Source organism: Martinezella calliandrae, from assembly GCF_030272695.1.
In the GTDB taxonomy this organism is placed as follows: domain Bacteria; phylum Pseudomonadota; class Alphaproteobacteria; order Rhizobiales; family Rhizobiaceae; genus Rhizobium; species Rhizobium calliandrae.
Genome location: NZ_JARFYN010000009.1, coordinates 101,815 through 114,941 on the forward strand (window position 1 = coordinate 101,815; position 13,127 = coordinate 114,941).

General features: G+C 57.6%; 9 protein-coding genes. 6 read left to right on the forward strand and 3 right to left on the reverse strand.

From position 1 onward, the window contains the following. Together PY650_RS09205 and PY650_RS09210 are read left to right on the forward strand one after the other, a co-directional pair. Window positions 1-1,095, forward strand: a complete 1,095-nt coding sequence (locus tag PY650_RS09205) for an LLM class flavin-dependent oxidoreductase (protein WP_285878842.1) — start codon at window positions 1-3, stop codon at window positions 1,093-1,095. Window positions 1,096-1,106: 11 nt separating this feature from the next. After that, window positions 1,107-1,613 (forward strand): flavin reductase, encoded by a 507-nt coding sequence (locus tag PY650_RS09210; RefSeq protein ID WP_285878843.1) that lies wholly within the window; start codon window positions 1,107-1,109, stop codon window positions 1,611-1,613. A 4-nt stretch (window positions 1,614-1,617) separates the two neighbouring features. On the opposite strand, the gene pepT is transcribed toward PY650_RS09210, so the two are convergent. Then, window positions 1,618-2,850: a peptidase T gene (gene pepT / locus PY650_RS09215; RefSeq protein ID WP_285878844.1), complete on the reverse strand. Its 1,233-nt coding sequence runs from the start codon at window positions 2,848-2,850 to the stop codon at window positions 1,618-1,620. Between the two features lie 323 nt (window positions 2,851-3,173). Here pepT and PY650_RS09220 point away from each other — a divergent pair, with 323 nt between their 5' ends. From PY650_RS09220 to PY650_RS09235, 4 genes are all read left to right on the forward strand, one after another. Then, the gene (locus PY650_RS09220) at window positions 3,174-4,652 is read left to right on the forward strand and encodes a gluzincin family metallopeptidase (protein WP_285878845.1); all 1,479 of its coding nucleotides are present in this window, start codon (window positions 3,174-3,176) and stop codon (window positions 4,650-4,652) included. 86 nt (window positions 4,653-4,738) lie between these two features. Next, on the forward strand, window positions 4,739-5,365 hold the full coding sequence (locus tag PY650_RS09225) for a nuclear transport factor 2 family protein (protein WP_285878846.1): 627 nt from the start codon (window positions 4,739-4,741) through the stop codon (window positions 5,363-5,365). A gap of 275 nt (window positions 5,366-5,640) precedes the next feature. After that, the gene (locus tag PY650_RS09230) at window positions 5,641-7,512 is read left to right on the forward strand and encodes a hypothetical protein (protein WP_285878847.1); all 1,872 of its coding nucleotides are present in this window, start codon (window positions 5,641-5,643) and stop codon (window positions 7,510-7,512) included. 109 nt (window positions 7,513-7,621) lie between these two features. Continuing rightward, window positions 7,622-10,786, forward strand: a complete 3,165-nt coding sequence (locus tag PY650_RS09235; RefSeq protein WP_285878848.1) for an ATP-binding protein — start codon at window positions 7,622-7,624, stop codon at window positions 10,784-10,786. Window positions 10,787-10,865: 79 nt separating this feature from the next. On the opposite strand, the gene PY650_RS09240 is transcribed toward PY650_RS09235, so the two are convergent. Next, complete coding sequence (locus tag PY650_RS09240) at window positions 10,866-11,384, reverse strand: DUF992 domain-containing protein (RefSeq protein WP_285878849.1); 519 nt, start codon at window positions 11,382-11,384, stop codon at window positions 10,866-10,868. A 246-nt stretch (window positions 11,385-11,630) separates the two neighbouring features. Beyond that, window positions 11,631-12,893, reverse strand: coding sequence for an adenylate/guanylate cyclase domain-containing protein (locus PY650_RS09245; RefSeq protein ID WP_285878850.1), 1,263 nt, complete (start codon window positions 12,891-12,893; stop codon window positions 11,631-11,633). Between the last annotated feature and the right edge of the window lie 234 nt (window positions 12,894-13,127).

Here is a 13,127-nt window from a genome sequence, read left to right on the forward strand (position 1 = left end):
ATGATCAAATCACATCCGCTGAAAGGTCCGAATCGCCTGAAACTCGGCGTGTTCTCCGCCAATGCCGATGGCGGATTGGCAATCACCGATGTGCCGGAGCGCTGGGCTGCCGGCTGGCAGGACAATTTGACTGCCGCACAGATCGCCGACCGCGCCGGGCTGGAATTCTTTCTGCCGATAGCCCGCTGGCGCGGCTTCGGCGGCAAGAACCGGGTGCGCGAATGGTCGTTCGAGACCTTCACATGGGCGGCGGCGCTGGCTGCGGCCACCGAGAAGATCGGCCTGTTCATGACAGTGCATGTGCCGCTGGTGCATCCGCTTTATGCAGCCAAGTCGCTGGCGACGGTCGATCACGTCAGCCAGGGGCGAGCGGGCCTCAACATCGTCTGCGGCTGGAATCCCAAAGAATTCGGCATGTTCGGCGTTCCGTTGGTCGAAAAGGGTTATGACCAGGCCGCCGAATGGCTGGAGATCGTCGAAAAGGTCTATGCCTGCGATGAGCCCATCGACTATATCGGCGCCTACTATACGCTGAAGGACGCCGTCAGCCGTCCAGCAAGCCTGCAGATGCCGAGGCCGGTGACGATGAACGCTGCGTTTGGCGGTCCAGGCAGGGATTTTGCGGCTGCGAGCTGCGACTACCTCTTTACCACCTTCACTGAAATCGCCGATGCGGGAAAGCATGTCGCCGATATTCGCGAGCGGGCGGAGAAAAAAGGCCGAGACGTTGGCGTCTATACCGTCTGCCATGTCGTTTGCCGGCAGACTCAGCAGGAGGCGGAGGAATATTACACCCGCTACGCCGTCACCATGGCCGATCACGCTGCCGTCGATCAGCATATGGCCGGCAAGAAGGAATTCTCGCAGTCGCATGACCGCGACGCCTATGAGCGCTACCGCCAGCGCTTCGCCGGCGGCGCCGGCAGCTATCCGCTCGTCGGCACGCCGGAAAAGATCGCCGAGGAGATGATCGCCATATCGGCTCAAGGCTATGCCGGCATCGCCCTTTCTTTCGTCAACTACACGCAAGAACTGCCCTATTTCTGCGATCGGGTCATTCCGCTTCTGAAAAAAGAAGGACTTCGCGTCGAATGAAAGGCCCTAGCATGGATGATATGGCGCACGACGCGGTGGAGATGGCCCGTCTGGCCTTTCGCGAGGGAATGGCAAAGCTTGCCGCCGCCGTCAGCATCGTTACGACCGATGGTCCGGGCGGGCTCGCGGGTTTTACGGCATCTGCCGTCTGTAGCGTCACGGATACGCCGCCAACACTGATCGTCTGCCTTAACCGATCGAGCTCGGTCGCTGCCATATTCGATCGCAACCGCTCGCTTTGCGTCAACACGCTTGCCTCCGGCCGGGAGGAGCTTTCCCGACTGTTCGGCGGCTCGACACCACAGCAAGAGCGTTTCGCCGCCGGCGAATGGCTGTCCGGTAAAACCGGAGCGCCGCGTCTTAAGGATGCGATCGTCTCCTTCGATTGCGATCTCGAAAGCTCGATCGAAAGCGGCACGCATCGCGTGCTTTTTTGCCGGGTGATCGATATCGCCCATGGAAAGGAACAGGACGAGGCGCTCGTCTATTTTAAGCGGCGCTATCATCGCATCCGCTGACCGTTCAAGCGCGCTCCGCCCAGATTTTTGCGAGTTCGACAAGCGTCTTGACGGCCTTCTCCATATCCTGCCGGCTGACCCATTCGAGCGGCGAGTGAAATGCGTGGCCGCCGGCAAAGATGTTGGCGCAGGGAAGGCCCATGAAAGACAGTCGCGAACCATCGGTGCCGCCACGGATGCTGCCGCGCACCGGGATCATGCCGGCGCGTCGGACGGCCTCGATGGCGTTGTCGGCGATCTCCGGGTGGCGATCGAGGATGACCTTCATGTTGCGGTACTGCTGCTTGACCTTGAAGCTATAAGAAGAGCCCGGATATTCGCTCATCACCTTCTTTACGATCGCCTCGAGCATGGCTTCCTTGGCGGCGAGGCCAGCGTCGTTGAAGTCGCGGACGATAAAGCCGAGAGCTGCCTTTTCCATCGAGCCGGTTACGCCTGTCGGATGAACGAAGCCATCCCTGCCATCCGTCGTCTCGGGCGCCACGTCCTTCGGAAGCCGACTGATGATCGCGCCGGCGATTTTGATGGCGTTCTCCATCTTCCCCTTGGCGAAACCGGGATGGATCGCAACGCCTTGAATGGTGATCTCCACGCCGTCGGCGGAGAAGGTTTCATCCTCGATATGACCGGCCGTTTCGCCGTCTATGGTGTAGGCGAACTCGGCACCAAGCTTCGTCAGATCGACCCTATCGACCCCACGCCCGATTTCTTCATCCGTCGTGAAGAGGAGCTTGATCGTCCCATGTTTGATCTCGGGATTATCGACGAGGATTTGCGCCGCCGTCATGATCTCGGCGAGGCCGGCCTTGTCGTCGGCACCGAGCAACGTCGTGCCGTCGGAGGTGATGATATCGTTACCGATCTGATCGCTAAGCACCGGATTGTCGCTGACGCGGATGATCTGCTGCGCATCGCCCGGAAGCTGGATGTCGCCACCGCTGTAGTTTCGCACGATTTGCGGCTTGACGTTCGTTCCCGTGAAATCGGGCGCGGTATCCATATGTGAACAAAAGCAGATAACCGGGACCGGCTTATCGACATTGGAGGGAATGGTTGCATAGACGTAGCCATGCTCATCGAGGTGAGCATCCAAAAGGCCGATCGCCAGCAACTCTTCGACCAGAATACGACCCAGATTCCATTGCTTTTCGGTGGAAGGCTGTGTCGACGACTTGGGATCCGACTGAGTATCGATGACGACATAGCGAAGGAAGCGATCGGTAACGGTGTCTGTCATGAGCTCAGGGTCCGATGTGTGATTGTCGACGATGGACAGCTATAGCCCTCGACGGCATCGCCGTGAATCTATTTTCTCTTTCCCGCTACGTTTTGTCGGTGGAACAAGATGCGCTTGCGATCGGAGGCGCAATAGGCCCGCTCCACCGTCCTGGGATCGGACAAGGTCGAGCCATTTCAACTACCTCAATCGAAGTAATTAGGAATTCTAGCCCGTTTGACCGATTGAGATAACCTCAGATAGCATTTAAAATCAATGACATCCGAAGGGTGTCGATCCTATGCCGCGAAGACCGCCAAGGCGGCGCGCGTTGTCCGCTATCGATGGCATATGAAAATCCTCAATCCAGCCTGAACATACCTCTACCGGTAGTCGAGATTGAACAGGAGCAGATTATGAGCGCGCCATTGAACAATCCACCCGCTGTCACTGACCTCACCATATGGGAGGATGATCCAGCCAGCGGAGTATTCACGACAGCCCCGAAACCGGACCTCACGCTACCGCCCCTCAAGTTTTTGATTCCAGGTGCCGAACCGCCTCTCAGCAACGATGTCAACTCCGCAGCGTTCCGGTACTGGACTGCAGCTGAAGCCCTGAAACGAGGCACGAATTTCTGGGCTCCGATAGTCCCGCAACCACAATTATGGCAACGAGGCGGCGATACTCTCGAAGTGCATCTCGATCGATGGGAAGATTTGGAGGCCGACTACAACCGGGATGCATTGAATTTCTATCACGGGCCTTCGCCTTCCGGAACGGTCTATTCCTGCGCGAGCCCGGATGTCGTCTGCCATGAACTGGGGCACGCCATTCTTGATGCGATCAAGCCAGGCCTGTGGACAGCTCACCTTCAAGAGGTCGCGTCTTTTCATGAAACCTTCGCCGATATGAGTGCCATATTATGTGCGCTGCAGTTGCCGTCGTTTCGCCAGGCCATATTGGTGGAGACAAATGGCAACCTCAATAGTGACTCTCGGCTTTCGCGCATAGGCCAGCAATTGGGGGCAGCAGTGCACGTACTTTATCCAAAGGATGCCGATCCCAACTGCCTTCGTAATGCGTCGAGTTTTTTCAGCTATTGCGACCCGTCGAGCCTCCCTTCCAGCGCCCTGACGACAAGTCTCTCGTCAAATCCGCACTCCTTCTCGCGGGTGTTCACCGGCGCGCTGTTCGAAGCGCTTGCGGACATGCTGACCGTTTGTGCGGCCAATCCCAGTGCGGCGACGCCGAACGAGTTGCGAGCGGTCAGCGAGGATATGAGAGACATCTTGGCGTCTGGCGTGACGAATGCTCGTGAAATTCCGGGCTACTTTGCCGAGGTTGCCACAACCATCTCACTTGCGAGCGCTCAAAAAAATCCCGCCTATCCCGGAATATTCCTAGGCGCGTTCGTCGGCCATGCCATTTTGTCGATGGAGACGGCTGCGACCATTCAGTCATCTCTGAATATTCTTCAAGATGAATTCGTAGAGATGGCGCACGATCGCCAATTGGCTGAAGCGCTGACGGTTCTTCCGTCCTCGCGTTACGGTCTTGCCGAGGACCTTAACATCGCGATGACCACTTCACCCTTGGGTTTCATCGCTCGCAGCGCGCGCACTGATGGCAAGTCGATGGAGCACACAAGTCTCCCGGTCGCTGCCGAAGCCTTCGTCGACGAATTGTTCATGATTGGCCAGGTCGACTACAACGGGTTCGGTCTCAAAGGCTTCAAGTCCTACGGCAGACGTCGAAGCAAGACGCACGAACTTGTCCTCAGAGATGGCGGCCTGACATTGCAGAGGCGACTTTTCCATTAGCCAGATAAGTATAATGGGGATGTTAAGCGTACTAGAGGTTGTCTCGGTGGAGGTCTGCCGAGGCTCATCACCGCCGGGAGGATGGGATGGCAGCCATAAGAGGGGATTTTGCAAACCGCGTTCTGTGCACGACGTTAGCGCTTGGCATGGCCGTCGTCCTGACATCAGCTGGGCCAGCACTTGCTCAGTCGGATCCTTCTGATCCAGCATCCACGATGCCGGATTGTAGCTATCAGGGCACCAACTATCTGTTGTCTGTTACCAATCCGCCTCCCGCCGACAGGCAACTTATCATGGATCTCATCCATCGATACAATTGGGCGCTGGACGAGGGTTCGTTAATCGGGGTCGACGAGATGTTGCGCGATGATGTCACCTATGAACTTTGCAACTCCATCGAAAAGCAGGTGGCGTTGAAGACAAACAAGGTACAGCTGGAACAGTATCTCGAAGATCTTTCGAACGAATTGGGTTTCAACGGCGCTATAACCAGACATATCGAGAGCAATACACTTCTGAATGCGGTCGATGCGGACACGGTGCAGGGAAAAACAACCGTTGTCGTTACCATCCAATTTGGCGGAATCGAAACCCCGGTCCTCGACTATACGGGATCCCTTCATACCGTCTTCAGGAGAGATAATACTGGCTGGAAGTTCGCAAGCATCATCCTCATCACGGACGGCCCCAAGATCAGTTTCAGGGCGCGCTAAGCGCCCTGCTCGCTTGCTAACATGCCGAGGAGTTGATGTTGCGGCATATTGGTCTGAGATCGATCCCTATTGCGTTGGCGATGAGCTTACCGCTCGGCGCAAGCTGGCCGGCGTCAGAGCAGGCGGATACCGCTACCATTCATCGTCTTGCCGAACAGATGGCGGCCCTTGCAATCCCCAGAGCCGCCACATCGCGATGTATTAAGAACGATCATTGCGATCTGACGACGGGTTGCATCTCTCCCGCGCCTCCTGAGGAGCCCGTCGCGGAAACTATGCCAGACGACGAGAACCATCGGCTCTATCTGCGAGGTCTGCAGGTTTTTCAGCTCTGCCGCCAATTGACGCAGAGCGCGCCAACTCTTGAGGAAGCCACACTCCAGCCAGAAAGCGATGGAGGTCAGGATGCCGAGGAACGTGAATTCACAGAGACGGTAGAGCGATGGAACGACAATTTCCTGTGGGCACCAGCGTCTCAAACCAGCGATGTGATCACGCGGTTCGGCGACGAGGCCCGCGCCGTTTTCGGCCCGATCCCCGACGGCGATTGCACGGATGAGGTCGCAAAAAACATCGCGCTGGAGATCGACGGCAATGTCGTCGACTTGAAACCCAATCCCGCGAAGCCTGGAAACCCACTGGAATTCGAGCACCGCGACGCGGCCGGTGCTATCGTCAAATGGACCGGCAATATAGGGCGATGCGATAAGCCTTCGCTTGCTGGCAGCGTCACCTATTGCGGCATGAATTCGCGGATAAGCCGTATCGTTAGAGGCAATGTCGAATGGCTCACCTTCTGCCGCAAATCCACATCGAGCCTCGAACTCGAGCCCGACGCCTACTGGCAGAGATCAAATCCGAAATTCTCGCGCCTGGGTATCATCGGGTTCAACGCGGCGACCGGAGAAATCGTGTTCTTCGATGGTACGAAAAAGCGAAAGGAGTTCGACTGGACGCAAACTTTCGTGCCGCCGGGCGGTCATTCCTATTCCGACCGAGAAGGTCGCGCGAAGGCGGCGGCGCTATATGATCCGACCTTTCAGATCGCTTGCTCGGCCTGTCACGACAACAAAGGTGCCTATGTCATCGATCCGCATATCGGCATCGCCAGGGTTGGATATTCATCCAGCATAACCGGCGACAACAACCCGGCTCTCGGCCTCGGTGACTATCTGCCTCAAACGCGGCGCGGCAAAGATTCGCCTTTCCGCATCATCGGCTCTGGCTATACGAGCACCCACGCCGCCGCGATCGGGCGGGCAAAGACGGTCGTCGACCCCAGCCACAACTGCACCACCTGCCATACGCTCACGACGCAGACCACCGGGCAGCGCTTCGCCGCAGATGCTGTTGCGCAGGATCCATGGATTTCGCGGCCGCGTTGGGCGCAGCATCTGCAGCTACAAGCCGAACAGATGAAACTGCATCAGATCGACAGCCACAGGACCGAGTGGGCGCGCCAGTCGGGCCAGGGCAAGATCCACCCCTGGATGGTTCCGTTCGACGGCAACGACCTGTCGACCTCGATGCCGGGGATCAGTTCCGAAGACTGGCGCAAACTCAGCAATTGCCTTTGGGACGCCGGCGGAGCCGAATGCGGTTATCAACCGCTTTACACGCAATGCCCGGCGCCGGTTCGAGGATCGCAAGGCGACGATACCAAGCCCGCCGAATTTGCCGCTACACAGCTTCCTCTGCCGCCGGGAGAAAAAGGCGGCGGTCGCAAGCTTCGATTGAGCTGGAACTATCTGAATGATCTGGGTGGCGTCCCGGAAAGGGATGACGTCCGCTTCGATGTCGCGCTTAAGTCGGTGGCAATTCCGCCATCCGCTCAGCCGCCGGCCGAGGAAGACTACCCAACCATGGACGAGACCAAGGGTAAGGACTTCATCGCCATCGATGGCGAGATCGGCACATCAGGCACGGCGACGCTGATCCGCAATGTCGCCTATTTCGGGCACCCGAAATTCACCGAACCGGTCCCATCGACAAAGCCGCGGGAATACAGGTTGGATCTCCCGGCCCAATGTGACCGTCGCTATCTAGCCCGGATTCTTCCCAAAAGGTTCTGTTTCGATCAGAGCGGGATCAAATATGCCGACGAGGGCCATCTGCTTTATACCGACATTCGGTGTGACCTGCAGTGACGTTTTATATTCGAAATGGCTTATGAACAAAAGCCAACAATGTTAAGCTTAGGAGAGGGGTACCCAAAGCTAATGGCAATAGCATGCAGCGTTTCGCGTGGGGGAGGCCATGGACAATATAAGGAAATGGCTGAGTGAACTGAGGCTCGATCATCTCGTCGGTATCTTCGCCAAGAACCAAATAGATTTCGACAGCCTCCGCCTCCTCTCCGAAGAGGATCTGCAGGAGATGCGGATTCCTCTCGGGCCGCGCCGAAAAATCCTGGCCGGCATCAAGCTGCTAAATAGCGAACATGCGCTGTCCTCGCCGGCGGTCGAACGTCGGCAATTGACCATATTATTCTGCGATCTCGTCGGATCGACCGAATACGCAACCCAGCTCGATCCTGAGGATTTCACCAAGCTTACACAAACCTATTTGGCGGCCTGCACGCGCGCCGTAAAAAGCCATAGCGGCATCGCCGCGAACTATATCGGCGACGCATTCCAGGCCCTCTTCGGATATCCGATCGCAGAGGAAGATGATGGCGAGCGCGCACTGCGGCTTGCCTTCGATATTCTGCGGATCGTCCCACAGATCGCCGTGCCGCGCGGACCGCCCTTGCGCGTGCGGATCGGTGTCGCAAGCGGATTGGTAGTGGTCGGAGATTTCGTCGGAGCGCCTGCGGGTGTCTCGACCGTCGCTCTCGGCTCGATCCCCAATCTGGCCCAAAGGCTGCAAACGCTTGCTGAACCGCAGACGATACTCACCGATCAGAAAACCTATGACGCCACGGCCGGGGCCTTCGAGTTTACGGATCTTGGGCTGCAATCTCTCAAGGGATTTTCCTCACCGCTGCAAATCTGGCGTGCCGAAAAGGTCAAGGACCTGGAAAATCGTTTTGCAAAGAGAACGAGGCTGACGGAACTGGTGGACCGCCAGGAGGAAATGACCCACGTCCTTGGGCTGTGGCGGGAGGTGATTTCCGAGAATCGCGGCCATGCACTCTTGATCTCAGGTGAACCGGGAATCGGCAAGTCGCGGCTGGTTTTCGAGGTTCAGCGACAGATCCCACAATGCACCGTACTGACACTTCAGTGTTCCAGCGCCTATTCAAACAGCGCGCTCTTTCCGTTTCTCAGTCTGCTCAAGCGTTACGCCGGCATTGATGCCGAAGATGCGCCGGACATTTCCCTGGATAAGCTCGAGGCCGTCCTTTCGCTGAGCGAGGTGCCGATTTCGAGCTCGCTGCCGATCTTCGCCGATCTGCTGTCCGTGGAGCAAACACGTTATCCGGCTACCGATTTGACCCCGATGCGCCAACGGGATGTATCGCACAGGATCCTGATCGACTGGCTTCATCATGTTTCTCGGATCAGTCCAGTTCTGCTGACAATCGAAGACGAGCATTGGATCGACCCCTCCTCGCGCGAGGTTGTCGGAATGCTCGTCGGAGAAGCTGTCTCCTTTCCGATGCTGATCCTGATCACCTCTCGCGAGCGGTCGCTCAGCTATGGCGCAGAGCCGGAGACATTATCCAAGATTGGCTTAGAGAGGCTGAACAGCGCCGAAGCCGAATTGCTCGTTCGTCACATTGACGAAGGCAAAAGCCTGTCCAACGAGACGAGCCTGTCACTTTTGGCCAAGGCGGAGGGCGTTCCACTTTTCGTGGAGGAACTCACTCGCGCGGTGCTGGCAACAGGCACCGCCGCCGGTGGCAAAGTGCCGGATCCGCGGACGGCGACACTCGCCGTGCCCAGCTCGCTGCAATCGTCACTGCTCTCTCGTCTTGATAAGATCGGCCCGGCAAAGGCAGTGGCCCAGATCGCGGCGGTGGTGGGACGCGAATTTGACGCAAAGCTCGTCGCCCACCTTTGTGGTGTCGCACCACCCGCCCTCGATCCAACACTCCGGCGGCTCGTTGAATCGGACATAGTTATCCGGCAGCCGTCGACCGGCGGCCAGAACTACGCTTTTGCTCACTCACTTTTACAGGAATCGGCCCGCGATACCTTATTGCGCGAACGACGCCGTGAACTTCACGGAAAAGTTGCTGAAGCTATCGAGCAAGTGCACCCAAAGCTCGCGGCGGAACATCCAGAAGTCCTGGCCCAGCATTTCGCCGAAGCGGGGCTATTCGAGCGGGCTGCCGATTGCTGGCTTGCCGCAGGGCTTAACGTCGGCAAGACTTGGGCCAAGGTGGAAGCCGCGAACATGTTTGCAAACGGCCTGGAGTGCCTCGCCAAATTGCCGCCCTCGCCCGAGCGCGATCGCAAGGAGCTTCGTCTCGAACTGGAGCGCGGCGATGTGCTTTACGCGACATTCGGATATGTGACCGCCGGCGGTGGTGCTGCCTACCGCAATGTCCTGCGGCTCAGCGAAGAACTGGGAGATACCCAGGCACCGATACGCGCGCTCGACGGCATCTTTGGCACCGCCTTCAACTCCGCCCGCTTTGCAGACGCGCTCTGGGCAAGCGAACAGTTGATCGATATCGGCAAGATTCGCGGCAGCCTCAGGGCAGCCGTTCTTGGGATGCAATTCAAGGGCATGAGCCTTTTTGCACAAGGCCATTTCACACAGGCACGCGAATACCTCGAGGCGGCACTTCGCCATATCGCAGACGCCGACGAAATCGGCAGCGATTTTCCAAGCATGGCGATGTCGTATCTTGCATGGACTTTAGAACTGATTGGATTGGATCGTGAAGCCATCGAATTGTATCGCGCGGCGGAAGCTGATGCGCGTCGACATTCCGCCTACAGGCTTGCGGCCTATCTCGGCAACGGCTGCATCCTCCACGCGTTGCGCGAAGATATTAAGCCATTGCGCCGCATGGTCGATGAGCTGTCCGTTCTTGCCGAAGAAAACGGTTTTCGCATGTGGCAGAACATGGCCTATTTTTTCCATGGATGGCTCATGGTGCGATTGGACAACAACCTGTCCGGCCTCGCAAAGATGCGGCATACTTGCGACAACCTGGGAGAGCAGGAAACCGACAAATCCTGTTATCTCGGCTTGCTTGCGGATTGCTATCTGCGATCGGGAGATCTCGACGGCTGCTTGGCGACCCTGAACCAAGCCCTGGAATTGGTCGCCAATACCGGCGAAAACTATTTCACGGCCGAGCTATTGCGCTTGAAAGGCGAAGCTTTGTCACGTGCCAATTCAGCGCTGGGAGAAGCGGAGAGCTGTTTGTCCAAAGCTATCGAATTCGCCCGCCTGCAGGAAGCACGAACCTGGGAAACGAAGGCGATGGACAGCCTCCACCGCATCCAGGGATTGAACGCATGAGCCAAGTCTAATCGTCCCGTGGGCGTACCCGCTTGGAAGCAGGGCACGCCCCGGTGGGATTGGCTGGAGATAAGATACGCTAGTTTATCGCGGTCAGCGTCACCGACGTACCGGTAGCGGCAACATTGAGCCCGAGCTGGCCCGTCACGCTGATTAGCTGGAGATGGACTGAGCCCGAGGAGCCGCCCAGAAGAATGTTGGCACCAACGCCCGCGCCGACGGTTGCTTCGGCGGTGATGCCCGTATAAAGGCCACTCAACGCGCCATGATGATAGCCGGCTGTTGGCGCAAAGACGAGCCAGACAAGCCGGCTGCCAGTTGTGAAGCCGAGATCGACGCCTAATTTTCTGATGGCACCGTTATAGTGATCTATGCGCTCTCTTCCGACGGACGAACGGAAAACGCAATCGACTTCCTTCGCCGATCCGAGAACATACCCAACCCCGCCCCCGATATCGCAAGTGAGGTAACCGATCTTCACACCGTTGCGCTGGTCCGGCTCCTCGTAGGTTCTCTGCAAATCGGCCGCACGCGTGACCGCCGCGCCGGTGAAGATCAATGCCGCTGCTGATAATGCCATGGTGAGTAATTTTTTCATCTTTCCTCTCCTTGTCAGAGTATTCGGGGTGTAGGGCACCACTCGCCGAGCCATTAAAGTCGGCTCTGACTAACGCCTGTCATCACAGTACGATCCCAGAAAATTGAGGCGGCTACTATCTTTATCACGATCATAATATAAGCGTTTGCGCAAGAGACGAGAACCAATGGACGCTTCACGTTTTGCGATCAGTTTGTCCAGCTCTACGTGCGACAATTGGATCGAGCGTGCGTGCCGCGGCCGAAATTACGATCGGGCTTTCTGACGTACCACGCTACTTCCATTCGCCGCGAAAGCGAAGACGTCGACTGGTTCGCCAAGGCCCTTGAGAGGGAAGGCGCCGAGGCTTTCCATCGCGGCTTCACAGCCTGCCATATCGACGAAGGCCTTGGAAAGCAGGACGGGCCGTTTGACCTCCTTGGTCAGTGTTTCCAGTCGCGAAGCGACATTGACGGCCGGCCCGATGACCGTGAAGTCGAGGCGGCTGCGGGATCCGATGTTGCCATACATCACATCACCGACATGCACCCCGACGCCATAGCGCAGCACCTCTCGGCCATTCCGGCTATTTTCCTCATTCAGCGCGTCGACCGCCGCCTCGGCTTCGCTGATCGCTTGCAGAAGATTGGCACAAGCCTCGGGGTTGCTCAGCGGAAAAATCGCCAACAGCCCGTCACCCATGAATTTGAGGATCTCGCCGCCATGTTTCTCGATCGGCTCCGACATCGCGTCGAAATAGCCGTTCAGAAGATCGATCACGTCGTCGCGCGGCCACATGTCCGAAATCGTCGTGAAATCGCGCAGATCGCAGATGAGGATGGCTGCGCCGACGGTGGTGCCGCTGCCGCGGGTGGTTGCACCGGCAAGGATCTGCTCGCTTGCATGTGGTCCCACATAGGTGCGCAAAAGCGTCCGGGCCAGGATGTTCTTCAGCCTGATCTCGCTTACCAGCGTCAGGGCTGGCAACAGATCCTTCAGGAAAGCGACATGCTCTTCGGTAAAGCCCCCCGGCACATCGGCGGCAAAGGTGACGATATGGCGCTTGCCGAGCGTGTGGTAGATCGGCCAGGCGATGTAGTCGGTCAGTCCCTCCGCATGCATTTCCTGGTAGAGCGGGTAAGCCGGCCGATCGGTGTCATCCAGGTATTCGAGATTTTGGCGAACCTCGGTGGCACCGTTGAAAATCTCGTTGATGGGGCTCGCCAGAAACTGCGGCGTCGTCTCTACGCCATAGCTGAAAGTGCTGAGATCGGCCTCCTTAAGTCCCGTGCGCCAGAGGATTCTTGCACCGAGCCATTGCGGATGGAGGGTCCTGAAATGCAATGTCGCCCTCCCGACAGGGATGCCGGCCGCCCGCAGCTTCACGCACAGGTCCACGAGGATATTGTCGATGAAGCGTTGTTCGCGAGTGTCATGCACCAACCAATCGAGGATCGCACTCCGCCTTGTCGGCCAGCTTCCTTGGCTCTCAATATGCGATCCGACTGCCGCTTCCGGTGAAAGTTGCATTACCCATACCCCACGAATACTTACTCATTGTTGGCGCGCAAATGATCCGCGCCGAGGCGGAGAATATACGCCTGTTGTCGTGTCTCTGGAACGACAATCGGCCCTCGCACATCGATTTTGTAAACCGATGCGCGAAGGTATATCACCTTCGTGCACGGCGTATTCAAGGGCAGATAAGGTCGACGTTGGCGTTTGTTAAGAGTGAGGCGGCGGCTTATTTGGCCGCCCTTTGTC

Excerpts from the sequence above, each read along its gene's own strand:
- PY650_RS09205 (WP_285878842.1), top strand. The coding sequence starts at position 1 with ATGATCAAATCACATCCGCTGAAAGGTCCGAATCGCCTGAAACTCGGC.
- PY650_RS09210 (WP_285878843.1), top strand. The coding sequence starts at position 1,107 with ATGGATGATATGGCGCACGACGCGGTGGAGATGGCCCGTCTGGCCTTT.
- pepT (WP_285878844.1), bottom strand. The coding sequence starts at position 2,850 with ATGACAGACACCGTTACCGATCGCTTCCTTCGCTATGTCGTCATCGAT.
- PY650_RS09220 (WP_285878845.1), top strand. The coding sequence starts at position 3,174 with ATGGCATATGAAAATCCTCAATCCAGCCTGAACATACCTCTACCGGTA.
- PY650_RS09225 (WP_285878846.1), top strand. The coding sequence starts at position 4,739 with ATGGCAGCCATAAGAGGGGATTTTGCAAACCGCGTTCTGTGCACGACG.
- PY650_RS09230 (WP_285878847.1), top strand. The coding sequence starts at position 5,641 with ATGCCAGACGACGAGAACCATCGGCTCTATCTGCGAGGTCTGCAGGTT.
- PY650_RS09235 (WP_285878848.1), top strand. The coding sequence starts at position 7,622 with ATGGACAATATAAGGAAATGGCTGAGTGAACTGAGGCTCGATCATCTC.
- PY650_RS09240 (WP_285878849.1), bottom strand. The coding sequence starts at position 11,384 with ATGAAAAAATTACTCACCATGGCATTATCAGCAGCGGCATTGATCTTC.
- PY650_RS09245 (WP_285878850.1), bottom strand. The coding sequence starts at position 12,893 with ATGCAACTTTCACCGGAAGCGGCAGTCGGATCGCATATTGAGAGCCAA.